Below are 25,623 nucleotides of genomic sequence, written 5' to 3'. Positions count from 1 at the left end.
AACAAGGAGACGCCCATGAGCCAGCCCACCGACAGCCCCTCCCGCACCCTGGCCGCCTTCCTGGCCGGCCTGCGCTACCAGGACATCCCGCCGGCCGTGATCGCCCGTGCCGAAGACCTGTTCCTCGACTGGTTCGCCTCGGCGCTGGCCGGCAAGGGCGCGCGCCAGATCGAGATCATCGAGCGCTATGCCGCGCTGATGGGGCCCAAGGACGGCCCGGCCACCATCCTGACCAGCCGCAAGTCCAGTTCGCCTTACTTCGCGGCGCTGGTCAACGGCGCCTCTTCGCACCTGGTGGAGCAGGACGACGTGCACAACGGTTCGGTGTTCCATCCGGCCGCCGTGGTGTTCCCGGCGGCGCTGGCGGCGGCGCAGGATCTGGGCAAGTCGGGCGCCGACTTCCTGGTGGCGGCGGTAGCGGGCTATGAGGCGGGGATCCGCATCGGCGAGTTCCTGGGCCGCTCGCACTACCGCGTGTTCCACACCACCGGCACGGTCGGCACGCTGGCCGCCGCGGTGGCGGTGGGCAAGCTGATGGATTTCGACACTGCAAAATTCCTGCATGCGCTCGGTTCGGCCGGCACGCAGGCGGCCGGCTTGTGGGAGTTCCTGCGCGACGCCGCCGACTCCAAGCAACTGCACACCGGCAAGGCCGCGGCCGACGGTCTGCTGGCGGCCTACCTCACGCGCGACGGCTTCACCGGCGCGCAGCGCATTCTGGAGGGCGCGCAAGGCATGGCGGCCGGCATGTCGTCGGATGCCGATCCGGCCAGGCTGACCGATGGCCTGGGTTCGCGCTGGGCCACCGCCGAGACTTCCTTCAAGTTCCACGCCTCCTGCCGCCACACCCATCCAGCCGCCGACGCGCTGCAGGTGCTGATGCGGCGCGAGGGCCTGCGCCACGACCAGATCGCGGCGGTCAATACGCGCGTGCACCAGGGCGCCATCGATGTGCTGGGACCGGTGGTCAATCCGCAGACGGTGCACCAGGCCAAGTTCTCGATGGGCACGGTGCTGGGCCTGATCGCGGTGCACCAGCAGGCCGGCCTGACCGAGTTCGAGCAGCAGGCGCTGCAGGACCCGCGCGTGGCGCAGTTCCGCGAGAAGGTGAGGATGACGCTGGACCACGAGGTCGACGGCGCCTACCCGGCGCGCTGGCTGGGCCGGGTCGAGGTCGAGACCACCGACGGCCGCAGCTTCAGCGCCGCCGTGGATGTGCCCAAGGGCGATCCCGGCAACACGCTCTCGCGCCCCGAGCTGGAGCACAAGGCGGCCAAGCTGATCGCCTTCTCCAGCGCCGCCAGCGAAGCCGAGACCCGCAACATCATCGCGCGCGCCTGGCGCCTGCATGAAGAGCGCGCATTGAGCGAATTGTTCTGAGCCGCCCAGGCTCCAGCCCCAAAGGAAACATGATGCTGCCATCCAACCGCCCCCTAGAGGGCATCACCGTCATCAGCCTGGAACACGCGATCGCCGCGCCGTTCTGCACGCGCCAGCTGGCCGACCTGGGCGCGCGCGTGATCAAGATCGAGCGCCCCGGCGTGGGCGACTTCGCGCGCGGCTACGATACCCGCGTCAACGGCCTGTCCTCGCACTTCGTCTGGACCAACCGTTCCAAGGAAAGCCTGACCCTGAACCTGAAGGACGAGGACGGCAAGGCCATCATCGGCAAGTTGCTGGAAGAGGCCGACGTGCTGGTGCAGAACCTGGCGCCCGGTGCGGCCGCCGGCCTGGGCCTGTCGGCGCAGGCGCTGCACAAGAAGCATCCGCGCCTGATCGTCTGCGACATCTCCGGCTACGGCGAGGACGGGCCTTACCGCGACAAGAAAGCCTACGACCTGCTGATCCAGAGCGAGGGCGGCTTCCTCTCGGTCACCGGCACGCGCGACGACATGGCGAAGGCCGGCTGCTCGATTGCCGACATCGCTGCCGGCATGTACGCCTACTCCAACATCCTGGCCGCGCTGATCAAGCGCGGGCGCGACGGTCGCGGCAGCCACATCGATCTCTCCATGCTGGAAGCGCTGACCGAGTGGATGAGCTTCCCCATGTACTACGCCTACCAGGGCGCCTCGGCGCCGGTGCGCTCGGGCGCCGAGCACGCCACCATCTATCCCTACGGCCCGTTCGCCGCCGGCGACGGCAAGGTCGTGATGCTGGGCCTGCAGAACGAGCGCGAGTGGAAGGTGTTCTGCGAGGTGGTGCTGAAAGACGCGTCGCTGGCCGCGGACGAGCGCTTCTCCAACAACTCGCGCCGGCATGAGAACCGCGACGCCTTGCGCGCGCTGATCCTGCAGATGTTCGCCGGCATGACGGCCGCGCAGGTGGTGGCGCGGCTGGACGAGGCGCAGATCGCCAACGCCCGGGTCTCCACCATGCAGGACATCTGGGAGCACCCGCAGCTGGCCGCGCGCGGCCGCTGGGCCGAGGTCGGCTCGCCGGCCGGCGCGCTGCCGGCGCTGCTGCCGCCGGGCGTCAACGACACCTACGAGTACCGCATGGATGCCGTGCCGGGCCTGGGCCAGCATACCGACGGCATTCTGGCGTCGCTGGGATATGACGCCGACAACATCGCGGCGCTGCGCGAGCGGGGAGCCGTCTGATGACATCGCGCGTGGCCTCGGCCAGCACCTACCTGTTCGTACCGGCCAATCGGCCCGACCGTTACGCCAAGGCCTTGGCCAGCGGCGCGGACGCGGTGATCGTCGATCTCGAAGACGCGGTGGCCCTGCCGCAGAAGGACGAGGCGCGCGCCACGCTGGCGCAATGGATAGCCGACAACGGTGCGCAGCAGCGCCTGTGGGTGCGCGTGAACGCCGCCGATACCGTCTGGCACGCCGGCGACGTGCAGGCCTTTGCCGCGCTGCCGGTGGGCGGTATCGTGCTGCCCAAGGTCGAGACGCCGGCGGCGGTGTCGGCGATTGCCGCGCGCCTGCATCCCGGCGCCGGCGTGATCGCCTTGATCGAGAGCGCGGCAGGGCTGGCCGCCATGCGCCAGATCGCCGCCGAGCCCGGCGTGGTGCGCCTGGCCTTCGGCTCCATCGATGCCCAGGTCGACCTGGGCATGCAATGCGGGCCGGAAGAAGAGGAGCTGCTGCAGTTCCGGGTCGAGATGGTGCTGGCCTCGCGCCTGGCCGGGATCGCGCCGCCGATCGACGGCGTCACCACCGCCTTCGACGACGCCGGCTTCCTGGCGAAGATGGTGGCGCGGGCGCGCCGGCTCGGTTTCGGCGCCAAGCTGTGCATCCATCCGCGCCAGGTGGACGAGGTGCGGCGCGGCTTCATGCCCACGCCGCAGGAACTGGCGTGGGCGCGCGAGGTGATGGCCGCGGTGCGCGCCGGCGACGGCGGCGCCATCTCGCTCAAGGGCAAGATGGTCGACAAGCCGGTGATCATGCAGGCCGAGAAGTTCCTGCACCAGGCGGGAGAATTGCAGCACTGAAGAAACAGAACCAGGGAGCCGGCGACATGCCGGCCGATACGCCAAAGCAATGCGCGCCTCGCGCCCGCATGACGACCAGAAATGTCGTGCCGTAAAGCTGAACGGAAGCAGAACAACAAAGCGCAGCAATAACGCGCAACAACGAAGCGCAACAACAGGCAGTTGCAGCAAGGCAGTTGCAGCAAGGCAGTGCGGAGCGAGCAAGAGACGGCGCGCGCCGGTTCAACCCAGCAAAACAAGAGCGTAAGCGATAGACAGCCGCAGATGCCGCAGGGCGTGGGCCCCGGGTAACTGCAATCCATCACCTGGAGGAGATATGTTCAACAAGAAAATCATCGGCGCGATGCTGGCCGCGGCATCCGCGTTCGCCTTTTCGCAGGGCGCATTCGCGCAGGCCAAACCGGCCGAACTGAAGATCGGCATCACCACCTTCACCTCGGGCCCGGCCTCGGTGTTCGGCGTGCCGGCCAAGCAGGCGGCCGAGCTCTACCTGGAAGACCTCAATGCGAAGGGCGGCATCAACGGCGTGAAAGTGACGCCGACCTTCATCGATGAAGGCGTGGGCGGCGACAAGCTGCTTTCGGAATACCGTCGCGTGGTGCAGGAGCAGAACGTCAAGGTGATGCTGGGCTCGATCTCCAGCGGCAGCTGCAACACGCTGGCGCCGGTGGCCGAAGACCTGAAGGTCTTGAACATCCTGTGGGACTGCGGCACCGAGAAGGTGCTGGAAGAGCGCCGCTACAAGTACGTGGTGCGCACCCAGGCCAACGCCACCACCGAGATGGTGGCCAGCGTGCTGTACCTGCTGCGCCAGAAGCCCAACTTCAAGACCATCGCCGTGGTCAACCAGGACTACGCCTGGGGGCGCGATTCGTGGGAGCTGTTCTCGCAGACGCTGAAGATCCTCAAGCCCGACGTCAAGGTGGTGGCCGAGCTGTTCCCCAAGTTCGGCGCCTCCGACTTCTCCACCGAGATCAGCCGCCTGCAGGCGCTGCGCCCGGACGTGATCCTCTCTACCTCGTGGGGCGGCGACCTCGATACCTTCGTGCGGCAGTCGGCCCAGCGCGGCCTGATCAAGAACGCGCAGTTCGTGCTGCCGCTGGCCGAAAGCTCGCTGGAGCGCCTGGGCACCACCTTGCCTGACGGCGTGATCATCGGCGCGCGCGGCGACCACTACTTCCTGCATCCGGTACTGAAGGACGACCCCAAGCTGAAAGGCTTCGTCGAGAAGTTCAAGGCCAAGACCGGCGCCTATCCGATCTATTCGGTGTACCACATGATCCAGGCGCTGGATGGCCTGGTGGCCGGCTACGACAAGGCGATCAAGGCCAACAAGGGCCAGTGGCCGAGCACCGAACAACTGGCCGAAGCGATGCACGGCCTGAAGTTCCGCGGCCTGACCGACGAGGTGAAGATCCGCGAGGACGGCCAGGGCCTGGAAGACCAACTGCTGGGCACCACCAGGAAGACCGCCGCCTATCCGTTCCCGATCCTCGACAAGATCGAGATCTACCCGGCTGAAATGGCGATCGCGCCGGTCGGACAGAAGTCGGTGGACTGGGTCAAGACGATCAAGCCGGAGATCCTCAAGGATCCGCGCATCAAGACCTTCCCTCCGGTGAACTGAGCGGACGCCGGCCATGAATCAGGAATTGTTCCTGCTGGCGGTGCTTGACGGCATCTCCTACGCCGCGCTGCTGTTTCTGGTGGCGCTGGGCATGACGCTGGTGTTCGGCGTCATGCGCATCCTCAACATGGCGCACGGCAGCCTTTATGCGTTCGGCGGCTACTTCGCCGCCACGCTGGGGCTGTGGGCGGTCTCCAAAGGGCTTTCGCCGGCCTGGTCGTTCCTGTGGCTGGTGCTGGCGGCGCTGGTGATCGGCGCGCTGCTGGGCACCGTCATGGAGGTGCTGCTGCTGCGCCGGATCTATCACAAGGAACAGATCCTGCAATTGCTGGTGACCTTCGCGGCCTTCATGATCTTCGAAGACCTGCAGCGCATGATCTGGGGCGCCCAGCCTTATTTCGTCTCCGACATCGTGAACTACCTCGGCGTGGCCGAAGTGCTGGGCATCACTTACACCCGCTACCAGCTGATGGTGCTGCCGGGCGTGGCGCTGGTGGTGTTCGTCGGGCTGCGCTGGTTCCTCAAGTCCAGCCGCACCGGGCGCCAGATCGTGGCGGTGGCGCACAACCGCGAGGTGGCTACCGCGATGGGCATCGACGCCAAGCGCATCTGCCTGTTGACCTTCGTGGCCGGCTCCATGCTGGGCGCGCTGGGCGGGGCGCTGGCCTCGCCCACCACCTCGCTGGTGCCGGGCATCGGCGCCGAGATGATCGTGCTGTCCTTCGCCGTGGTGGCCACCGCCGGGCTGGGCCAGATCGAGGGCACGCTGGTGACGGCGCTGCTGATCGGCCTGGCGCGTTCCTTCGCGGTCTACCTGCAGCCGGAGATGGAGGTGCTGGTGCCTTACCTGATCATGGTGGCGGTGCTGCTGTTCCGTCCGCAAGGACTGTTTTCCGTGGCGCAAGCGAGGAGGGTGTGATGACGCGAGCCAATCTTGCCGGCCTGCTGCTGGCCTTGGTCGCGCTGGCCGCGCCGCTGGCCTGGCCCTGGCTGAAGACGCCGGTGGTCATCGCCGCCAGCTTCGGCGTGGCCGCGCTGGGGGTGTCGATCCTGATCCGCGCCGGCCAGTTGTCGTTCGGCCACGCGATGTTCTCCTGCGCCGCCGGTTACGCCGCGGCCTTCCTGGCGCGCGCGGTGCCGCGGCTCGACAGCGCGTTGCTGCTGCCGGTGGGCGCGCTGTGCGGCGCCGCCATGGGCATGCTGATCGGGCTGTTCGTGGTGCGCTACCGGGCGATCTTCTTCGGCATGCTCAACCTGGCGTTGTCGATGGTGCTGTTCTCCATCCTCGGCAAGTTCTACAGCTGGACCGGCGGCACCGACGGCATCCGCGTGGCGCGCTCGACCTTCTTCGGCATGCAGCTCGACCGCGACGGCTTCGAGACCGCCTTGCTGGTGGTGGCGGTGGCCTGTTCGGTGGCGCTGGCGCTGGCGGTGCAGCGCTACCAGCAATCGGTGGCCGGCCAGGCGCTGGCGGCGGTGAAGACCAACGAGACCCGGCTGGAATACATCGGCCTGTCGGCCAACAAGGCGCTGTGGATCGGCTACGTGTTCTCGGCCGCGCTGTGCGGCCTGTCGGGCGCCATGTTTGCGCTGATGCAGGGCCTGGTGACGCCGGAGATGGGCTATTGGGTGCGTTCGGGCGAGATCGTGTTCATCTCCATCCTGGGCGGCGTTGGCCATCCGGTCGGCGCCTTCCTGGGCGCGGTGGTGTTCGAGTTCATCAAGCTGTATTCGGCCGCGCTGTTCACCGGCGCCTGGCAGATGGTGTTGGGCTTCGTGCTGATCGGGCTGGTGTTCTTCGTCCCCAGCGGCCTGTCCGGATTGCTGTTCCGCAAGGCCGCGCCGGCCCAGGCAAGCGAGGCCCGGCCCTTGATCGGGGAGGTGCGTTCATGAGCGCGCTGTTACAGACCAGCGGCCTGCAACTGGCCTTCGGCGGTGTGGTGGTGGCCGACAGCATCGACTTCGCGCTGCACGAGGGCGAACGCCTCGCCGTGATCGGCCAGAACGGCGCCGGCAAGACCACCTTCATCAATATCTGCACCGGCTTCATCCGGCCCACCGGCGGCAGCGTGCATTTCGACGGGAAGGACATCACACGGCTGGCGCCGCGCGCCATCGTCCAGCGCGGCATCGGGCGCTCCTTCCAGCTGCCGCAGTTGTTCCTGGAGCACACGGTGCGCGACTGCATCCGCCTGGCGGCGGCCGGACGCACCGGCGCGCTGCGCATATGGGCACCGCTGGCGCGCGTGCTGCCCGAGGCCGAGATCGACCGCATCCTCGACCTGGTCGGCCTGCGCGAGCGCGCCGGCGAGCTGTGCGCGCTGCTGCCGGAAGGCCAGCGCAAGCTGCTCGACATCGCCATGGCGCTGGTGCTGCAGCCCAAGCTGCTGATCATGGACGAGCCTACCAGCGGCGTTTCCAGCGAGGAGAAGCACGGCCTGATGGCGATCATCATGCGGGTGCTGAACGAGCAGAAGATCACCTCGATCTTCGTCGAGCACGACGTCGACATCGTCACCCGTTACGCCACCCGCGTGGCGGCCTGGATTTCGGGACGCATCGCCGCTGACGGCAAGCCGGAGGATGTCCTGGGCAATCCGGAGATCCGTCGCAATGTGATAGGGGAATGAGATGCTGAAGATCGAGAAGATCAGCGCGCGCATCGCCGGCATCACGGTGCTGCGCAAGATCGACACCGAGTTCCCGGCCGGCAGCCTGCTGGCCGTGGTGGGGCGCAACGGCGCCGGCAAGACCACGCTGCTGCGCGCCGTGATGGGCTTGATGCCGCTGCAGGAAGGCCGCATCAGTTTCGACGGCCGCGACCTTGCGCAAGTCCCCGCGCATGGTCGCGCCGGGCTGGGCATCGGCTACGCGCCGGAAGACCGGGTGATGTTTCCCACCTTTACTGTGGAAGAGAACCTGCGCCTGCCGTGCGACGTGCTGCGCCTGTCGCGCGCCGAGATCGACCGCCGCCTGGAGAAGGCGGTGGCGGTGGTGCCGCAATTGAAGGAGATGCTGCCGCGTTCCGGCGCGGCGCTGTCCGGCGGCCAGGGCAAGATCGCCGCGCTGGGCCGGGCGCTTATGGCCGGCACCCGTCTGGTACTGCTGGACGAGCCGTTCCAGGGGTTGGCGCCGGTGCTGGCCTCGCAATATGCCGAATCGCTGCGCCGCCTGCATGAACTCGACAGCGAGGTCTGCGTGGTGGTGACCGAATCCAACCGCAGCCTCCTGCGCGACTTGCCCGACGGCACGCTCACGCTGGAACGCGGCGAGCTGACGGCGGCGCAGGCGCACGCATGAGCACCCCAGCTATTTTGACGAATCAATGACAGGACCCTGACATGACTTCCCCCAAGACCCTATTGATCGACGGCCGCTGGCACGCGGCCCGGGACGGCCAGGCGATCGACGTCATCGATCCCAGCGACGCCAAGGCGTTCACCCGGATCTCGCGCGGCGGCAAGGCCGACATCGACCTCGCCGTGGCGGCCGCGCGCCGCGCGCTCTCCGGCGACTGGGGCCGGCTGACCGCCACCGAACGCGGCCGCCTGCTGGTGCGCCTGGGCGAGCTGATCCTGGCCAATGCCGAAGAGATCGCGCAGCTGGAGGCGCGCGACACCGGCAAGCCGATCACCGTGGCGCGCAACGACGTCAAGGTGGTGGTGCGCTACTTCGAGTTCTACGGCAGCGCCGCCGACAAGATCCACGGCGAGACCATCCCTTACCTGGAAGGCTACAACGTCAGCCTGGTGCGCGTACCGCACGGCGTGACGGCGCACATCATTCCCTGGAACTATCCGGCGCAGATGTTCGGCCGCTCGCTGGCGCCGGCGCTGGCCATGGGCAACGCCACCGTGATGAAGCCTTCGGAAGACGCCTGCCTGTCCGGCATCAAGCTGGGCGAGCTGGCGCTGGAGGCCGGCTTCCCGCCGGGCGCGTTGAACATCGTCACCGGCTACGGCCATGAGGCCGGGGCCGCGCTGACGGCCCATCCCGGCATCGACTTCGCCACCTTCACCGGTTCGCCCGAGGTCGGCGTGATGGTGCAGGAGGCCACCGCCAAGAACCATATCCCTTGCGTGCTGGAGCTGGGCGGCAAGTCGCCGCAGGTCGTGTTCGACGATGTGGATGTCGAGAAGGCGCTGCCGGCGATCGTCAGGGCCATCACCCAGAACGCCGGCCAGACCTGCTCGGCCGGCAGCCGCCTGCTGGTGCAGGAGAGCATCTACGACAGCTTCGTGGCGCAGGTGGCGCAGCGCTTCGCCCAGGTGCGCGTGGGCACGCCGGAGATGGACCTGGATTGCGGCCCCATCGTCAACCGCAAGCAGCGCGACCGGGTGCAGGCCTTCATCGACGAGGCGGTGGCCTCGGGCATCCCGGTGCTGGCGCAGGGCAGCCTGGGCGAGGGCGTGCCGGCCGACGGCTACTTCGTCAAGCCGACCCTGTTCGGCCGCGTGCCGCGCGATCACACGCTGGCTTGCCGCGAAGTCTTCGGCCCGGTGCTTTCAGCCATGCCGTTCAAGGATGAGGAGGACGCCATCGCGCTGGCCAACGCCACCGAATACGGCCTGGCCGCCGGCATCTGGACGGAGAACGGCGGACGCCAGGCGCGGCTGGCGCAGCGCATCCTGTCGGGCCAGGTGTTCATCAATTGCTATGGCGCCGGCGGCGGCGTGGAGCTGCCTTTCGGCGGCGTCAAGAAGAGCGGCCACGGCCGCGAGAAGGGCTTGCTGGCGCTGGAGGAAATGAGCACCACCAAGACCATCGTCCACTATTACAAATAAGGCGCGCCGCATGCCGCAACTTGCAGGCGAGGCGCATCGTTGCGGGCGCTTCGCAGTTCTTGAGCGGCATGGCGGCCCGGGTGGACTGCGGTCGTGTAATCTGGGCGTTGCGCAAATCCATCAACCAACGAAGCAACCACAGGGAGCGAGACATGAAAATCCAGGCCGCCGTTTTGCGGGAAATGACCGATGTGCATCCGTTCGCGCAGAGCCAGCCCTTGAAGATCGAAGAACTGGAGCTGGACCCGCCCGGCCCCGGCGAAGTGCTGGTGAAGATGAAAGCCGCCGGCCTGTGCCATTCGGACCTGTCGGTGATCACCGGCGTGCGTCCGCGCCCGGTGCCCATGGCGCTGGGGCATGAGGCCTCGGCCGAGGTGGTCGAGGTGGGCAGCGGCGTCACCGACCTGCGCGCCGGCGACCTGGTGGTGCTGGTGTTCGTGCCCAGCTGCGGCCATTGCATGCCGTGCATGGAAGGCCGTCCGGCGCTGTGCGAGCCGGGCGCGGCGACCAATACCCTGGGCGAGCTGCTGTCGGGCCAACGCCGCTTGCATACCCGGCAGCAGCATGTGAACCACCACATGGGCGTGTCGGCCTTCGCCGACCACGCCGTGGTGTCGCGCCGCTCCTGCGTGAAGGTCGAGGCCGACATCGACCCGGTGGAGGCCGCGCTGTTCGGCTGCGCGGTGCTGACCGGCGTGGGCGCGGCGGTCAACACGGCCGAGGTCAAGGCGGGCACCACGGCGGCCGTGCTCGGCCTGGGCGGCGTCGGCCTGTGCACGATGCTGGGCGCGCTGGCCTCCGGCGCGCGCGAGGTGATCGCAGTCGACCTGCACGACAGCAAGCTGGAACTGGCGCGCTCGCTGGGCGCCACCGCCACGGTCAACGCGCGCGATCCGGACGCGGTGGAGAAGGTCAAGGCGCTCACCAAGGGCGGGGTCGACTACGCCTTCGAGATGGCCGGCTCGGTGCAGGCCATGGAAGCCGCCTACCGCATGACGCGTCGCGGCGGCATGACGGTTACCGCCGGGCTGCCGGCGCCGGAGCACAAATGGCCGCTGCAGCAGGTCAGCCTGGTGGCCGAGGAACGCACGATCAAGGGCAGCTACATCGGTTCCTGCGTGCCGCTGCGCGACATCCCGCGCTACATCGGCCTGTACCAGGCCGGCCGCCTGCCGATCGACCGGCTGATGGGCGAGCGCATGGCGCTGGCCGACATCAACCGCGGCTTCGACCGCCTGCATACCGGGGAAGGACTGCGCGACCTGATTGTCTTTTAACGCCTTTGCTCGAAGGCATCACAAGGAGGAGACACAGCATGACCACAATAAGATTCAACGGCACGAGGCGACGCATCCAGGCCGCCATCGCCATCTCCGGGCTGGCGGCGCTGGCGCTGCATTCGTCGCTGGCGTTCGCGCAGCAGCAGATCGTCATCAAGTTCAGCCACGTGGTGGCCAACGACACGCCCAAGGGCAAGGGCGCCGAGCGCTTCAAGGAACTGGCCGAGAAAGCCACCAAGGGGCGCGTGAAGGTCGAGATCTATCCCAACAGCACGCTGTACAAGGACAAGGAAGAGCTGGAAGCCCTGCAGCTGGGATCGGTGCAGATGCTGGCGCCCTCGCTGGCCAAGTTCGGCCCGCTGGGCGCCAAGGAGTTCGAGGTGTTCGACCTGCCGTATATCTTCCCCAACACATCGGTGCTCAAGCGCGTGACAGAAGGGCCGGTCGGCCAGGGCCTGTTCCAGAAACTGGAGAGCAAGGGCATCAAGGGCCTGGCCTACTGGGACAACGGCATGAAGGTGATGACGGCCAACAAGCCGCTGCACAAGGTGTCGGATTTCCGCGCGTTGAAGATGCGCATCCAGTCCTCCAAGGTGCTGGACGAGCAGTTCCGCGCGCTGAAGGCCAACCCGCAGGTGCTGGCCTTCTCCGAGGTCTACCAGGCGATGCAGACCGGCGTGGTGGACGGCAGCGAGAACACGCCTTCCAATGTCTACACGCAGAAGATGCATGAGGTGCAGTCCAACCTGACGGTGTCAGACCATGGCTACATCGGCTACGCGGTGATCGTGAACAAGAAGTTCTGGGACTCGTTGCCGGCCGACGTGCGCACGCAGCTGGAGGGGGCGATGAAGGAAGCCACCACCTACGCCAACACCATCGCCCAGAAGGAAAACGACGATGCGCTGGCCGCCATCAAGGCGAGCGGCAAGACCAAGGTGTACTACCTGACCGACGCGGAAAAGACGGAGTGGCGCCGCGCGCTCATGCCGGTGCACAAGAGCATGGCCTCGCGCGTGGGCCAGGACCTGATCGATGCGATCTACAAGGAGAGCGAAGCCGCCGGCGTGAAGATGAACTGAGCGCGCCGGATTCCCGGCAGGTGATAAGGCATTGAAAACGAGACGGCCCGCAGCGATGCGGGCCGTTTGTTGTTGCGGCTTGCTCCGGCCGGATTATTTCTTGCGGGCGACGACGTATTTCTCGGCCGCGGTCACCGCATTTTGCAGGGCTTCCATCTTGGTCTTGCCGGGCAGGAAGTCGCCGAAGTCATGCGTGGTGCGGTCGGGGAAGTCGATGTGCACGAAGGCTGTCCATTTGCCGTCGGTGCGCAGCACCGGGGTAAGGTTGATGGTGGCGCCCATGTATTTTTGCGCCACTTTGCCGATTGGTCCTGACATGTTGCCTTGGTGGAATGTAATCAGAACTCAAGCTCATCGGTGACGTGAGCCATTTCTGAAATGGATGCGAAAACCGCAAAGGAGGGATGATGCCACAGCCCGGAAGTTCTTGCTGGCTCTGGTTTTCAAGGTTTGCAGACAGGAAACAAAAATGGCGCCGCATGCGACGGCGTCATCGGCAAGGTGAGGGCCCGGGAGGGCGTATTTTCTAAGACTTGAGCGCATCGCGCAACGCCGCCAGCCACAAGGCCACCGCATGCGCGCCGGGATCGGCGTGGCCGATCGCGCGCTGGCCGATGTAACTGGAGCGGCCGCGGCGCGGCGTCATCGACGCGGTGGCCGCCGCCCCTTGTTCGGCTGCCGCGGCGGCGGCGGCGAGCGCGGCCGCGCTGTCTTGATGCGTCGATAACGCCGCTTGCAGCGCATCGGCCGCCGGCAGCAAGGCATCGATCATGGTGCGGTCGCCGGCCTTGGCGCCGCCCAGCTCCATCACGCCCTTGACCGCCTCGGCGAAGGCGGCCGACCAGGCGGCCGCATCGCCGCGGCCGCGTTGTTCGAGCGCTGCGGCGCCGCGCATGAGCAGGATCGCGTAGAGCGGGCCTGAGGTGCCGCCCACCACGCGCCGCACCGTGGCCGACATGGCGCGCAGCACCGCCGCCGGATCCTGTTCCGAGGGCCAGCGGTCGATGTCTTCGCGGATGCCTTGCGCCGCGCGCGCCATGCTGATGCCGAGATCGCCGTCGCCGACCTTCTGGTCCATGTCGGTGAGCAGCGCTTCGGATGCTTGCAGGCAGGCGCATACCGCGTCGATTGCCCGCCGCAGGGGCGCCTCGGCCGAGAGCCGGGCGCCATGATCGATGGCGGGCGCGGATGGCGCCGGCGGCACCGCGCGGGCGGCGGCGATGCGGCCGCCGGAAGCCGGCCAGGCCGGCGCCTGGGTGGCGGCGTCGAGCAGGGCCAGGCGCGCGTCGTCCACGCGCAGCAGCGTGAGCGAGATGCCTGCCATCTCCAGCGCCGACAGGAAAGTGCCGGCCCAGGCGCGTTCCACCACGATGCCTTGCCGCGCCAGGAAGGCGAGCGCGGCGCCGGCGACGATGTCCAGTTCGCTGGCCGGCGTGCCGCCGAGATTGTTGACCAGCAGGGCCACGCGCGCGCCGGCCTGCAGTTTCAGGTCGCCGATGATCTGGCGCAGCAGCCGCGCGACGGCGTCGCCGGCCGGCACCAGTCGGCCGCGTTCGACGCCGGCTTCGCCGTGGATGCCCAGGCCCCATTCGATCTCGCCTTCGCCCAGCGTGAAGCCGGGCTTGCCGGCGGCCGGGACGGTGCACGGCGTGAGCGCCACGCCCATGGTGCCCAGCGCGGCGGCGGCATCGCGCGCGGCCTGCGCCACTTGCGCCAGCGAAGCGCCGCCGGCCGCAGCCGCGCCGGCGATCTTGTGCACCAGCACGGTGCCGGCCAGGCCGCGCCGTCCCGCATGGTCGCCGTTGGCCGACAGCGCGACATCGTCGGCCACCACCACCATCTCCACCGGGATGCCTTCTGCGCGCGCGATTTCCGCCGCCAGGCCGAAGTTGAGGCGGTCGCCGGTGTAGTTCTTCACGATCAGCAGCACGCCGGCGCTGCCGCCGACGGCGCGGATCGCATCCAGCACGGCGTCGGTAGAGGGCGAGGTGAACACTTCGCCGGCCACCGCGCCGCTGAGCATGCCGTGCCCCACATAGCCGCCGTGCGCCGGTTCATGGCCGGCGCCGCCGCCCGAGATCAGCGCCACCTCGCCGCGCGCGGCGGCCTCGCGGGCGTCGGCCCGGAGCACGATGTTCTTGCCTTGCAGCAGGGCCAGTCGGGGGTGCAGGGCGGCCAGGCCGGCCAGCATGTCGGGCACGACCTGCGCGACGTCGTTGATGAGTTTTTTCATGGGTCTCCTTGCTCGTGGTCGGGAGCGGCCGGCGCGTGGAATTCTGTTTGTTGTGGCGCCCGCGGCGATGCGACGATTTTAGTCGATATGCGCCCGACACTCAGGATTCCCCTGATGGAGACGGGCGCGCGATGCGCCTATGCTGCTCATCAGCAGGGGGAGAACATCATGTGCACAAACGCGCAAAGCATTGCCGGCCGCCATGTCCAGATCATCAGGCGGCTGGGAGAGATGTCGCGCAACGAGGAGCGGGTGGAGGATCTCGTCAGGTCCACCGTCAGGAACTGTTTCACCGCGATGCGAACGGCAGGCACCGACGCCGCCGAGGCGGTGGAGATCATCTGCGAGTTGATAGAGGAGGAGCTGCGCCAGTGCGCGGCGACGGATGAGAGATTCCGGGACGTCCTGGCGTCGGCCGGGATGCATGCGGAATACCTGCTGCTCACCGAGCCGCGCTCGCTGCACTGAGCGGCGGAAAAAATCGAGAAATGAAAAAGGCCGCCGGTGCATCACCGGCGGCCTTTTTTTCATGGCAGGCGAGCGTTGGTTCAGGCCCCGCGCAGCATCAGGTCGAGGTTCTGCACCGCCGCGCCGGAGGCGCCCTTGCCGAGGTTGTCGAACACCGCGCACAGCAGCAGGTGGCCTTCGTCGTCGTTGCCGAATACGCCCAGCGTCATGTCGTTGCTGTTGTTGTGGATGGTGGGGTCGAGCCTGTCGGTGGCGGCCGCCTGCTCGGCCGACAGGACCGTCACGTGGCGCGCGCCGGCGTAGTGGCGCGCCAGCGCCGCGCGCAGCGTTTCCTTATCGGCACCGTCCGGCAGCAGGCGCGATTGCAGCGCGATGGAAAGCACGATGCCCTGGCGGAATGCGCCGTACGCCGGCACAAAGATGGGACGCTGCGAAAGGCCGGCGTGCAGCTGGATTTCCGGCGGATGCTTGTGCTTGAGCGCCAGGCCGTAGACGGTGAAGGGCGCGGCGTGCGCCGCTTCGGGACCTTCGTATTGCTCGACCTGGGCGCGGCCGCCGCCGGAGTAGCCCGACACCGCGTGGATTGCCGCCGGGTAGTCGGGCGGCACCAGCCCGGCGCTCACCAGCGGACGCAGCAGCGCGATGGCGCCGGTCGGGTAGCAGCCGGGATTGGTCACGCGCGAGGCCGCGGCGATGCGCGCGGCCTGCTCGGTCGACATCTCGGGGAAGCCGTAGGTCCAGCCGGCGTCGGTGCGATGGGCCGAGCTGGCGTCGATCACGCGCACCTTGGGGTTCTCGATCAGCGACACCGCTTCGCGCGCGGCGGCGTCGGGCAGGCACAGGACGGCGATGTCGGCGGAATTGATCGCCTCGGCGCGACGCAGCGCATCCTTGCGCTCGGCGGCCGGCAGCGTCAGCAGGCGCAGGTCGGTGCGGCCGCGCAGGCGTTCGTGGATCTGCAGGCCGGTGGTGCCCTGGTCGCCATCGATGAAGATAACCGGAAGATTGCTCATGGAAAACTCCTTGGTGATGCCGCCGCTGCGGCCGAGTTCAGTGCTCAGGTGGGCATGATGCGCCAAGTCGTATAATTGGAAAAGTTGAATATCATGAAGATATGATTCAGTTTTCCTGAATCAACGTTCCTGCTTTTTTCATCGGAGCCGCCATGCGCGAACTCAATCTCGACCGCCTGCGCACCCTGGTCGCCATCGTCGACCAGGGATCCTTCGCCGCTGCGGCGCGCGCCTTGCACCTGGCGCCGCCCACCGTGAGCCTGCACATCAGCGAACTGGAAAGCCGTATCGGCGCCGCATTGCTGCTGCGCCAGCGCGGCCAGGTGCGGCCGTCCGGCGTGGGGGAGACGCTGGTGGCGCGGGCGCGCCAGTTGCTGGCCGACGCCGAGCAGGCGCTGGAAGAGGTCAGGCGGCAGGTGCAGGGGCTGGCCGGACGGGTGCGCCTGGGCGCCTCGACCGGCGCCATCGCCTACCTGTTGCCGCAAGCGTTGGAGGCGGTGGGGCAGGCGCATCCCGGCATCGACGTGCAGGTGATGGTGCTGACGTCGGAGGAAACCCTGGCGCGCCTGTCCGGCGGCACGCTGGACATCGGTCTGGTGGCCTTGCCGCAGGCCGCGGTGGATGGCCTGGAGGTCAAGCCGTGGCGGCGCGATCCGGTGATGGCCTTCGTGCCGGCCGGCTGGGAGGCGCCGCGGGTGGTGACGCCGCAATGGCTGGCGGCGCAGCCGCTGATTTTGAACGCGCCCAACACGCGCCTGTCGCGCCTGACCACGGAGTGGTTCGCCGCCGCCGGCGAGCATCCGGCGCCGCGCATCCAGCTCAATTTCAACGATGCGGTGAAGAGCCTTGTCGCGGCCGGTTACGGCGCCACGCTGCTGCCGCACGAGGCCAGCGAACAGCCTGCCGCGCAGCCCGCAGACAGTCGCATCGCGATGCGGCCCTTGCGGCCGAAACTGTGGCGTCCGCTGGGCATCGCCTGCCGCGCCGGCCAGCCGGAGCCGGCCACGCGGCATGTGCTCGATGCGTTGTGGCGGCTCAAGCAGCTGAAGTAGCGGCGGTGGCCAGCGCCAGCCGGAAGGCCAGCAGGCTCTGGCGTTGCCGGCCCTCGCTGTCGAAGTTGGCGGGATCGAGCCAGCGCTCGAACGCACCCTGCAGCACCGGCCATTCGCCGTCGATGATGGAGAACCACGCGGTGTCGCGGCTGCGCCCGCGATACACGACGGCCTGGCGGAAGATTCCCTCGAAACTGAAACCCAGGCGCTGCGCCGCCTGGCGCGACGGCGCGTTGAGGCTGTCGCATTTCCATTCGTAGCGGCGATAGCCCAGCTGCGCGAAGACATGGCGCATCAGCAGGAACTGCGCCTCGGTGGCGACCCGGGTGCGCTTGAGCTGGCGCGACAGCGCAATGTGGCCGACCTCGATTGCGCCATGGCGCGGTTCGATGCGCATCAGCGCCATGGTGCCCACGGCGCGGCCGCTGGCGAGGTCGACGACGGCGTAGTGCAATGGGTCGGCGCTGCGTTGCAGCGTTTCGGCATAGGCCAGGTAAGCGGCCAGGTCGGCGAAGGGGCCGCTCATCATGTAGGTCCAGTCGCTGCCGTCGGGCGCCTGGGCGTAGGCGGCGAACAGGTCGGCGCCATGGCGCGCGGCGTCCACCGGCTCCAGCCGGCAATAGCGGCCTTCCAGCGCGACGCCTTGCGGGCGTGGGCGCTCTTCCCAGCCCGGCAGCGGGGCGCCGACCGGTTGCTTCCATTCATTGAAGGCGGGTTTGGCTTGTTCTGTCATGGCGGTGATCCGAGTGGTTGTCATGGGCCAGAAGATAGCGGTTTCGTGGCATCATAAAAAGTGCCACCTTACCTTGTTCTGATGGTGCCACGATTGGCGCCATGACTTTCCGGACCGCCATGATCGACTCGCTCATCCATTCTCCCTTGTCCATCGCGCCCGGCGCGCCCTCGCGCCAGCAGCAGTTGCTGGCGCGTTTCAAGGACGCCATCCTGCGCGGCCGCCTGGCCGCCGGCGGCAAGCTGCCATCCTCGCGCGCGCTGTGCGAGGAGTTGCAGGTGTCGCGCAATACGGTGCTGGCGGTGTATGAGCAACTCGTGGCCGAGGGTTATGCGCAGGCCGATCGCCAGGGCACGCGGGTCGCCGCCCTGGCGCTGTCGCCGGCGGCGGTGAAGGCGGCGCCGGCGATGGTGGCGAGGATGGCAAATCCCAGGCAATCGCGCCGGGTCGCCACCATGACGCCCACGCGCGACGCCGGCGACCGCACGCTGCCGCTCACGCCCGGCATGCCGGCGCTGAGCCGCTTCCCCATCAACGCCTGGCTGCGCGCCCAGGAGCGCGCGCTGAGGCAGGCGCCGCCGCAGGTGCTGGGCTACGGCGATCCGCTGGGCGAGCCGGCCCTGCGCGAGGCGATCGCGCACTACCTGCAGGTGGCGCGCGGCGTGCGCTGCGATGCCTCGCAGGTGGTCGTGACCGAGGGGGCGCAGGGCGCCTTGTCTTTGTGCGTGCGGCTGTTTTCCAATCCGGGCGAGACGGCGTGGATGGAAGACCCGGGCTACGGCGGCGCGCGCGCCGCCTTCCATGCCGGCGACCTGAAGACGCTGGCCATGCCGGTCGACGCGGAAGGCATCGTGATCGCGCCCCGGCTGTGGCGCAGGCGGCCGGCGCGGCTGGTGCACGTGACGCCGTCGCACCAATATCCGAGCGGCGCGGTGCTGTCGCTGGCGCGGCGGCTGGAGCTGATCGCGCAGGCGCGCGAGGCCGGCAGCTGGATCATCGAGGACGACTACGACAGCGAGTTCCGGCACCGCGGCCACCCGGTGCCGGCCATGCAGGGCCTGGTGCCGGACGCGCCGGTGCTGTACGTGGGGACATTCAGCAAGACCATGTTCCCGGCCTTGCGCATCGGTTTCCTGGTGCTGCCGGCCTCGGCCGGCGAGGGCGCCAGGCCGGCGCTGGCGGAGATGCTGCGCGGCGGCCACCGGCTGGAGCAGCTGGCGCTGGCCGAGTTCATCGCCGGCGGGCAATTCTCGCGGCACCTGGGGCGCATGCGGCGCCTGTACCGCGAGCGGCAGCAGGCCTTGCGCGAGGCCTTGCAGGCGCACCTGGATACGGAGCATGAAGTGCTGGGCGGGGATGCCGGGCTGCACCTGGCGGTGCGCTTGCCCTTGCGTCATGAGGACGTCGCCATCAGCGCGGCGGCGCGGGCGGCGGGGATGAACGTGGGCGCGTTGTCTTCGTTTTCGGCAAGGGGCCGGCAGGCCGATTGCAACGGCCTGGTGATCGGTTACGGCAATACGTCGCAAGAGCAGTTCGCGCCGCTGATGCGGCGCCTGGCCCGGATCGTGCGGGCGACGGCCGAGGATGTCAGTGCACCGTCTCCTGCAGCCGCGACTTCACGCAGGAGGTGATGCTGCGCATGTATTCGCGCGGGTCGTCGGATTTGGCGGAGTACCAGATACGGCTGTCCTGGTCGAGGCTGAAGTCGCTGCCCAGCGGCGAAGAGGTGAACAGCACCAGCGGGATATGGGCGACCGCTTCGTAGACGCACAGCGTGCGCAGCAGTTCGTAGCCTTCCGCGCCGGGAAAGTGGCGCGGATCCAGCAGGATCAGCGCCGGCAGGTCTTTCGACCGGCACAGCACGCGGGTCAGCAGCGAGGCGTTCGCCAGTTCGGCGTCGTCGAACCATTCGAAGCTGCATTCGGGCGCGCTGCGCCAGAGCGCGAAGCGGGCGAGTTCGATGGCGTCCAGATCGGGATCGATCATCAGGATCTTGGGGCGGGGTGCGGACATGGCGGCCTCCTTGCTGAGTTGGCTCCATCTTCCCAGAGCCCGTCGCAGGCGGCCATCAGGGCCTTCCTGATAGCGCATCGGCAACGAAAAACGGACGCCGTGGGCGTCCGTTTCAGGTGGCGGTTCAGGCGGTTCAGCTTTGGTTCGAGCTGCTCGCCTCGAACTGCTGGCCGTACTCGGCGCGGCGCGCCTGGTCCGATTCGATCAGCAGCCGGTAGCGCGTTTCCGACACGCGCTGCTGCAGCACGGCGGCGTAGCGCTCGCGCTGCAGCCATTCGATGATCAGCGAGGCGGTGGCGATGATGACGGTATAGACCAGGATCATGAACAGGTCCTTGTCGTTGATCCCGTCCATCGTATAGAAGGGCTTGCGGAAGAAGAACATCGCCGTGGGGATGCTGATGGCCAGCAGGCCCAGCGAATACAGGTAGCCGAACAGGTAGCTGATGACGATGCAGTTGACCGCGAAGAACAGCATCGACAGCGACTCGTCGACGAAGGGCGCCAGCGCGTAGCGCAGGCCGAACGCGGCAACGAAGCCGATGGCGCTGGTATAGAGCGGGCGCAGGCCCTGAGGGCGCCAGCTCTTTGCGTTTTTCAGTTTGATCAGGCTCATGATGGCTCTGGAGGAGGTGCGCGTCATATCCATCTTCACTTCCATTGCGCGCTTGCGCAATATTCACATGTTAAGAACGTTGTCTGTCAGAACACTTACTGCCGGGCATGCCCCGCGGCGCGGTATGCCACGGCCGGCAGCCTTACTGCCGGCGATCCTTCAGCGGCGAGGAATGGGCGAGGTACTTGCGCGATATTTCATTGCCGTGGATCTCGATGCTGCGCTTGATGAACATCACGGTCTCGTTGGTCACGATCTCGCGCTCGTTGTCCACCGTGATGATGTGGTAGCAGTCGCCCAGCCAGATCACCTTGCGCACTTCCGCGCCGATGTTGTGCAGGATCACCTCGGCATTGCGCGGCGAGGCGGTTTCATCGTCGATGGAGTGGATGATCAGGGTGTCGGTGCGCACCAGCGGCAACGCCTCGCGCACATAGGAGATCATGCGCAGCGCTGCGCGCAGGTGGCGGGCGGGGATCGATGCGGCGCCGACCGCCGCCACGCCGTCTTTCTCCAGGGCATTGGCTACGCGGCGGCGCATGTCGAAATTCTTGATGCCGTAGGGCTCGCTTTCCTTGTAGGACCAGTTGCGGATGCCGAGGTCGTAGACCACCGTCAGCAGCTTCTGGTACCAGGGCACCGACCAGCCGTCGTACTGCAGCACCGGCGAGAGCAGCACCACCGAGAGCAACTGGCTGCTGCGCGCGGCCACGGCCAGCGCCAGCGTGGCGCCCATGGACAGGCCGCACAGCGAGACGGTCCTGAATTCTTCCTTGAGGCGTGCCACGCGGCTTTCGACCACGGCGCACCATTCTTCCCAGTTGGGCGAGACGCGCGGATTGGTCAGCGAAGCGGAATAGTTCTCGATGGTGAGGGGGATGACGGTGCAGCCGGCCTTCTTCAATTGCTTGGGGATGGAACCCATTTCGAGCTGCGAGCCGCACAGGCCGTGCAGCAGGATGACCGCGTGGTCTTTGTGCGGGCCGCCGTGGCGTTCTTCCGCCAGCGTTTCGCTGGGGGGATTGATACTATCCGTGGATGACAATGAGTCCATAAATCTATAAAACTGCATTCGAGCCGGCAAGCTCTTCTGGCGAACCGTTCGCCCCCGTGGTGTATGGGACCCGGCGGCGTTGCGTGACGCTCGCTCTGTGTTCCCGATGCATTATTTGCTGTCCGCGCATGGCATTGCGGTCGTGCATCTTTGCAAAAGTCTAACCTTCCGGCCGCAATGTTGCCAGTGTTAATCGTCTGCCCTGGCAGGTTTGACGTCATTGTGCACAAGCGAGTTTCATGCGGCGGGAACCGGCGGACTTGCCTTCCCCTGCCATTACAACGCGCAAGCCGGGCTTTGGTGCACCTGCCAGGCAATGTTGCTTATCGGATAATTTTTCCAGCGGCCTCGCGCCAACAAAAAAGCCCTTCGACTCGCATCGAAGGGCTTGGGGACCGAAGCCGCGCGGCAGATCAGCCGCGGCCTTGCAGGTGGCCGTTGACCACGCGCACCTGGTCGCCGGCGCGCCAGTTGTCGGCGCTCTGCGGGAAGCTGCGGGTCTTGCCGTTTTCCATGCGGACGTCGACCACATAGCTGGTGGTGGTGCGGGTGCGCTTCTCGACTTCGTTGCCGGCGTAACCGCCGCCGACCGCGCCGGCGATGGTGGCCAGGGTGCGGCCCGTGCCGCCGCCCACCTGGTTGCCCAGCAGGCCGCCGACTACCGCGCCGCCGGCGATGCCCACGCCGCTGGTGCTGGGGGTGTGCTGCACGGCGCGAACGCCGACGACTTCACCGCAGCTGTTGCAGACGGCGGGGGCGGGCGCTTGCGCCGGATAGGCCGGGGCAGCTTGCTTGAGCGGCGCCTGTTGCTGCGCCAGTTGTTGTTGTTGTTGCTGTTGCGGTTGTTGCGCCGCGTTCGGATCCATGGCCGCCATTTGCTGCGGCGAATTGGTGCTGTTGGAGCTGGGCAGAAGGCCTGTCATCGCGGCCACGCCGATCAGGCTGACCAGGATCAGGGCGATGGCGGCGCCTGCGACCAGCGGGTGCAGGCGGTTGGAAGATGACTTGGCGACAGTTGTGGTTTCCATGATGGGGGCCTCTCCGTTTATTGGTGTTGATGGTGACCTGATTATGGAGTGCCGAAAGGCCAAAAAAAATCCCGATTCTGTGTCAGTTGTAAAAACTTGTAATGCCCTGGAAGGCTCGCCCATGGCCGCTTTGAGCCGATGCGGCAGGCGTGAGGCGACAACCCCGCAAGCCTTGTTGCCGGCATGGCAATATCGTCGGAGGCGTCGTGAGGGAGAGCAATGCCGCATCCCGGGAGCGGGATGCGGGCGGGGGCGGGGAGGATCATCCGGCGCAGGACGATCCCATCGGCGTTCAGTCTTCGCGGCGCAGGTGCGGGAACAGGATGACGTCGCGGATGTTGGGCGAGTCGGTGATCAGCATCATCAGGCGGTCGATGCCGATGCCGCAGCCGCCGGCCGGCGGCATGCCGTATTCGAGCGCGCGGATGTAGTCGGCGTCGTAATACATGGCTTCCTCGTCGCCGGCGTCCTTGGCGGCCACCTGCGCGTGGAAGCGCGCGGCCTGGTCTTCGGCGTCGTTAAGCTCGGAGAAGCCGTTGGCGATCTCGCGGCCGGTGATGAACAGCTCGAAGCGCTCGGTGATGCCCGGCACCGTGTCGGAGGCGCGCGCCAGCGGCGAGACCTCGACCGGGTAGTCGATGATGTAGGTCGGGTTCCACAGCTGGGATTCGGCTGTCTCTTCGAACAGCGCCAGTTGCAGCGCGCCGATGCCGGCGCCGGCCAGGGGCGCCTGGTCGGTCTTGACGCCGAACTTCCTGAGTTCGGCGCGCAGGAACTCGATGTCGCCCAGTTGCGCCTCGGTGTACTGCGGGGCGTACTTCAGGATGGCGCCGCTGATGGTCAGGCGGTCGAAGGGCTTGGAGAGGTCCAGCTCGCGGCCCTGGTAGGTCAGGGTGGCGGTGCCGTGGGCGTCGATCGCGGCCTGGCGGATCACTTGCTCGGTGAAGCCCATCAGCCACTGGTAATCCACGTAGGCGGCGTAGAACTCCATCATCGTGAATTCAGGATTGTGGCGGGGCGAGACGCCTTCGTTGCGGAAGTTGCGGTTGACCTCGAACACGCGTTCGAAGCCGCCCACCACCAGGCGCTTCAGGTACAGCTCGGGGGCGATGCGCATGAACATCTGCATGTCCAGCGCGTTGTGGTGGGTGATGAAAGGCTTGGCCGCGGCGCCGCCCGGGATCGGGTGCAGCATCGGGGTTTCCACTTCCATGAAGCCGTTGGTTTCCATGAAGCGGCGGATCGACGACATCGCCGCGGTGCGCGCCTTGAAGGTGCGGCGGGTTTCCTCGCTGACGATCAGGTCGACGTAGCGCTGGCGATACTTCATTTCCTGGTCGGCCAGGCCGTGGAACTTGTCCGGCAGCGGGCGCAGCGACTTGGTGATCAGCTTCAAGGTGGTCACCTTGATCGACAGCTCGCCGGTCTTGGTCTTGAACAGCGTGCCTTCGGCGCCCAGGATGTCGCCCAGGTCGTAGTGCTTGAAGGCGGCCATGGCTTCTTCGCCGGTGACGTCGCGGGTCACGTAGAGCTGGATGCGGCCGTCGGCGCGCGCGCCGGAGGAATCCTGCAGGGTGGCGAAGGCCGCCTTGCCCATGACGCGCTTCAACATCATGCGGCCGGCCACCGACACGCTCACCGGATTGGCTTCCAGCGCCTCGTTGTCCAGCTCGCCGTACTTGGCGTGCAGGTCGGCAGCCTTGTCGGCCGGACGGAAATCGTTGGGGAAGGCGATGCCTTGCTCGCGGATGGCGGCCAGCTTGGCGCGGCGCTCGGCGATGATGCTGTTTTCGTCAGCTGCCGGCTGGGCGGCGTTGTTGTTTTGCGTGGTCATGGTTGGAAATCTTGAGTGTTGAACGGTCGGCCGGGGGATATCGCCGCGCAGCGGACTGCGCGGCGGGATCGGTCAGACGCCCTGTTTCAGCGAGGCGGCGATGAAGTCGTCCAGGTCGCCGTCGAGCACGGCCTTGGTGTTGCCGGTTTCATGGTTGGTGCGCAGGTCCTTGATGCGGGACTGGTCCAGCACGTAGGAGCGGATCTGGTGGCCCCAGCCGACGTCGGTCTTGGAGTCTTCCAGCTTCTGCTGCTCGCTCATGCGCTTGCGCAGTTCCAGTTCGAACAGCTTGGCGCGCAGCATGTCCCAGGCCTCGGCGCGGTTGCGGTGCTGGCTGCGGTCGTTCTGGCATTGCACGACGATGCCGCTGGGGCCGTGCGTCAGGCGCACCGCGGAGTCGGTCTTGTTGATGTGCTGGCCGCCGGCGCCGGAGGCGCGGTAGGTGTCTACGCGCACATCGGCCGGGTTGATCTCGATCTCGAAGGATTCATCCACTTCCGGATACACGAACAGGCTGGAGAACGAGGTATGGCGGCCGTTGCTGGAGTCGAACGGCGACTTGCGCACCAGGCGGTGCACGCCGGTCTCGGTGCGCAGGAAACCGTAGGCGTATTCGCCCTCGACCTTCAGGGTGGCGGTCTTGATGCCGGCCACTTCACCGTCGGACTGTTCCATGATCTCGACCTTGAAGCCCTTGCGCTCGCAGTAGCGCAGGTACTGGCGCAGCAGCATGGAGGCCCAGTCCTGGGCCTCGGTGCCGCCGGCGCCGGCCTGGATGTCGATGAAGCAGTTGTTGGCGTCCATCTGGCCGCTGAACATGCGGCGGAATTCCATTTCCTCCACCAGCTTCTTCAGGCCATCGGCATCGGCTTCGATGGCGGCGATGGTGTCCTCGTCCTTTTCCTCGCGCGCCATGTCGAACAGGTCGCGGGCATCGGTCAGATCGGTATCGATCTTGATCAGGGTGTGGACGATCGCTTCCAGCGATTTCTTTTCCTTGCCGAGGTCCTGGGCCCGCTTCTGGTCGTTCCAGACGTTCGGGTCTTCCAGTTCGGCGTTGACTTGCTCGAGTTTCTCCGACTTCACATCGAAGTCAAAGATACCTCCGTAGCTCGGTGGCGCGCGTGGCCAGGTCTTCGAGCAGGGATTGGAGGGAATTGAGGCGTTCTGCTTCCATGATGGTTTCTTTTGCGATCAAACCGCACATTATACAAGAGGAGCGGGCCGATTCGTCGGCTCGCCCGTCACAAGCCTGTCATTTTCGACCGCTACCATCGCAGCGCTTTGCATGACTGACAAAATACTGACAGCTGCGCCGACCTCAGGTTGCGCCGCGGCTGTTTTTCTGTTGATACGGAGAAACC

24 protein-coding genes are annotated in these 25,623 nt (G+C 67.1%); 14 read left to right on the top strand and 10 right to left on the bottom strand.

Features of this window, described 5'->3' with window-relative positions; translation table 11 throughout:
* Nucleotides 1–15 precede the first annotated feature (15 nt).
* The 11 genes from Herbaro_RS13455 (at nt 16) to Herbaro_RS13405 (ending at nt 12,215) form a co-directional block, all read left to right on the top strand.
* Nucleotides 16–1,380 (top strand): MmgE/PrpD family protein, encoded by a 1,365-nt coding sequence (locus Herbaro_RS13455; protein WP_275010138.1) that lies wholly within the window; start codon nt 16–18, stop codon nt 1,378–1,380.
* 32 nt (nt 1,381–1,412) lie between these two features.
* On the top strand, nt 1,413–2,603 hold the full coding sequence (locus tag Herbaro_RS13450; RefSeq protein WP_275010137.1) for a CaiB/BaiF CoA transferase family protein: 1,191 nt from the start codon (nt 1,413–1,415) through the stop codon (nt 2,601–2,603).
* On the top strand, nt 2,603–3,442 hold the full coding sequence (locus Herbaro_RS13445; protein WP_275010136.1) for an HpcH/HpaI aldolase/citrate lyase family protein: 840 nt from the start codon (nt 2,603–2,605) through the stop codon (nt 3,440–3,442). The genes Herbaro_RS13450 and Herbaro_RS13445 overlap by 1 nt, the downstream gene beginning before the upstream one ends.
* Before the next feature lie 316 nt (nt 3,443–3,758).
* On the top strand, nt 3,759–5,069 hold the full coding sequence (locus Herbaro_RS13440) for an ABC transporter substrate-binding protein (RefSeq protein WP_275010135.1): 1,311 nt from the start codon (nt 3,759–3,761) through the stop codon (nt 5,067–5,069).
* A 13-nt stretch (nt 5,070–5,082) separates the two neighbouring features.
* The gene (locus tag Herbaro_RS13435) at nt 5,083–5,988 is read left to right on the top strand and encodes a branched-chain amino acid ABC transporter permease (RefSeq protein ID WP_275010134.1); all 906 of its coding nucleotides are present in this window, start codon (nt 5,083–5,085) and stop codon (nt 5,986–5,988) included.
* Nucleotides 5,988–6,962 carry a branched-chain amino acid ABC transporter permease gene (locus Herbaro_RS13430; protein ID WP_275010133.1) on the top strand — a complete coding sequence of 325 codons (975 nt, stop codon included), beginning with the start codon at nt 5,988–5,990 and terminating at the stop codon, nt 6,960–6,962. Before Herbaro_RS13435 ends, Herbaro_RS13430 begins: the two co-directional genes overlap by 1 nt.
* Nucleotides 6,959–7,699 (top strand): ABC transporter ATP-binding protein, encoded by a 741-nt coding sequence (locus Herbaro_RS13425; RefSeq protein WP_275010132.1) that lies wholly within the window; start codon nt 6,959–6,961, stop codon nt 7,697–7,699. The genes Herbaro_RS13430 and Herbaro_RS13425 overlap by 4 nt, the downstream gene beginning before the upstream one ends.
* A gap of 1 nt (nt 7,700) precedes the next feature.
* Nucleotides 7,701–8,369 (top strand): ABC transporter ATP-binding protein, encoded by a 669-nt coding sequence (locus Herbaro_RS13420; RefSeq protein WP_275010131.1) that lies wholly within the window; start codon nt 7,701–7,703, stop codon nt 8,367–8,369.
* A 41-nt stretch (nt 8,370–8,410) separates the two neighbouring features.
* On the top strand, nt 8,411–9,853 hold the full coding sequence (locus Herbaro_RS13415) for an aldehyde dehydrogenase family protein (protein WP_275010130.1): 1,443 nt from the start codon (nt 8,411–8,413) through the stop codon (nt 9,851–9,853).
* 152 nt (nt 9,854–10,005) lie between these two features.
* On the top strand, nt 10,006–11,130 hold the full coding sequence (locus Herbaro_RS13410; protein ID WP_275010129.1) for a zinc-dependent alcohol dehydrogenase family protein: 1,125 nt from the start codon (nt 10,006–10,008) through the stop codon (nt 11,128–11,130).
* Nucleotides 11,131–11,168: 38 nt separating this feature from the next.
* Nucleotides 11,169–12,215 carry a TRAP transporter substrate-binding protein gene (locus Herbaro_RS13405; protein WP_275010128.1) on the top strand — a complete coding sequence of 349 codons (1,047 nt, stop codon included), beginning with the start codon at nt 11,169–11,171 and terminating at the stop codon, nt 12,213–12,215.
* 93 nt (nt 12,216–12,308) lie between these two features.
* On the opposite strand, the gene Herbaro_RS13400 is transcribed toward Herbaro_RS13405, so the two are convergent.
* Together Herbaro_RS13400 and dhaL are read right to left on the bottom strand one after the other, a co-directional pair.
* Entirely contained in the window at nt 12,309–12,533 is a 225-nt protein-coding gene (locus tag Herbaro_RS13400; protein ID WP_275010127.1) for a hypothetical protein, read from the bottom strand.
* Between the two features lie 208 nt (nt 12,534–12,741).
* A complete protein-coding gene (gene dhaL / locus Herbaro_RS13395) occupies nt 12,742–14,448 on the bottom strand; it encodes a dihydroxyacetone kinase subunit DhaL (protein ID WP_275010126.1) in 1,707 nt (568 codons plus the stop codon).
* Nucleotides 14,449–14,562: 114 nt separating this feature from the next.
* Here dhaL and Herbaro_RS13390 point away from each other — a divergent pair, with 114 nt between their 5' ends.
* Nucleotides 14,563–14,916, top strand: coding sequence for a hypothetical protein (locus Herbaro_RS13390; protein ID WP_275010125.1), 354 nt, complete (start codon nt 14,563–14,565; stop codon nt 14,914–14,916).
* A gap of 80 nt (nt 14,917–14,996) precedes the next feature.
* Here Herbaro_RS13390 and argC read toward each other — a convergent pair whose 3' ends face one another.
* A complete protein-coding gene (gene argC, locus Herbaro_RS13385) occupies nt 14,997–15,929 on the bottom strand; it encodes an N-acetyl-gamma-glutamyl-phosphate reductase (RefSeq protein WP_275010124.1) in 933 nt (310 codons plus the stop codon).
* 152 nt (nt 15,930–16,081) lie between these two features.
* Here argC and Herbaro_RS13380 point away from each other — a divergent pair, with 152 nt between their 5' ends.
* Nucleotides 16,082–16,981: a LysR substrate-binding domain-containing protein gene (locus Herbaro_RS13380; RefSeq protein WP_275010123.1), complete on the top strand. Its 900-nt coding sequence runs from the start codon at nt 16,082–16,084 to the stop codon at nt 16,979–16,981.
* Here the strand turns inward: Herbaro_RS13380 and Herbaro_RS13375 are convergent.
* Nucleotides 16,965–17,714 carry a GNAT family N-acetyltransferase gene (locus Herbaro_RS13375; protein ID WP_275010122.1) on the bottom strand — a complete coding sequence of 250 codons (750 nt, stop codon included), beginning with the start codon at nt 17,712–17,714 and terminating at the stop codon, nt 16,965–16,967. The genes Herbaro_RS13380 and Herbaro_RS13375 overlap by 17 nt on opposite strands.
* Nucleotides 17,715–17,815: 101 nt before the next feature.
* On the opposite strand from Herbaro_RS13375, the gene pdxR reads away from it, so the two are divergent.
* Complete coding sequence (gene pdxR / locus Herbaro_RS13370) at nt 17,816–19,345, top strand: MocR-like pyridoxine biosynthesis transcription factor PdxR (RefSeq protein ID WP_446719270.1); 1,530 nt, start codon at nt 17,816–17,818, stop codon at nt 19,343–19,345.
* Here the strand turns inward: pdxR and Herbaro_RS13365 are convergent.
* From Herbaro_RS13365 to prfB, 6 genes are all read right to left on the bottom strand, one after another.
* Nucleotides 19,302–19,727: a response regulator gene (locus Herbaro_RS13365; RefSeq protein ID WP_275010121.1), complete on the bottom strand. Its 426-nt coding sequence runs from the start codon at nt 19,725–19,727 to the stop codon at nt 19,302–19,304. The genes pdxR and Herbaro_RS13365 overlap by 44 nt on opposite strands.
* 133 nt (nt 19,728–19,860) lie before the next feature.
* Nucleotides 19,861–20,343: a DUF4118 domain-containing protein gene (locus tag Herbaro_RS13360; RefSeq protein ID WP_275010120.1), complete on the bottom strand. Its 483-nt coding sequence runs from the start codon at nt 20,341–20,343 to the stop codon at nt 19,861–19,863.
* Between the two features lie 142 nt (nt 20,344–20,485).
* Nucleotides 20,486–21,397, bottom strand: a complete 912-nt coding sequence (locus Herbaro_RS13355) for an alpha/beta hydrolase (RefSeq protein WP_275010119.1) — start codon at nt 21,395–21,397, stop codon at nt 20,486–20,488.
* Between the two features lie 413 nt (nt 21,398–21,810).
* On the bottom strand, nt 21,811–22,425 hold the full coding sequence (locus Herbaro_RS13350; RefSeq protein ID WP_275010118.1) for a glycine zipper 2TM domain-containing protein: 615 nt from the start codon (nt 22,423–22,425) through the stop codon (nt 21,811–21,813).
* A 292-nt stretch (nt 22,426–22,717) separates the two neighbouring features.
* Nucleotides 22,718–24,259: a lysine--tRNA ligase gene (lysS, locus tag Herbaro_RS13345; RefSeq protein WP_275010117.1), complete on the bottom strand. Its 1,542-nt coding sequence runs from the start codon at nt 24,257–24,259 to the stop codon at nt 22,718–22,720.
* Nucleotides 24,260–24,331: 72 nt separating this feature from the next.
* Nucleotides 24,332–25,436 (bottom strand): peptide chain release factor 2 gene (gene prfB, locus Herbaro_RS13340; protein WP_275010116.1). Its coding sequence is split into 2 segments (ribosomal slippage): nt 24,332–25,354 and nt 25,356–25,436, totalling 1,104 coding nucleotides; the frame shifts between segments, so codons are not numbered across the junction.
* Nucleotides 25,437–25,623: the final 187 nt, after the last annotated feature.

The organism is Herbaspirillum sp. WKF16 (genome assembly GCF_028993615.1).
Taxonomy (GTDB): Bacteria; Pseudomonadota; Gammaproteobacteria; order Burkholderiales; family Burkholderiaceae_D; genus Herbaspirillum.
Note: the sequence above shows the minus strand (reverse complement) of the source record. Positions and strands in the feature narration are given on the sequence as shown.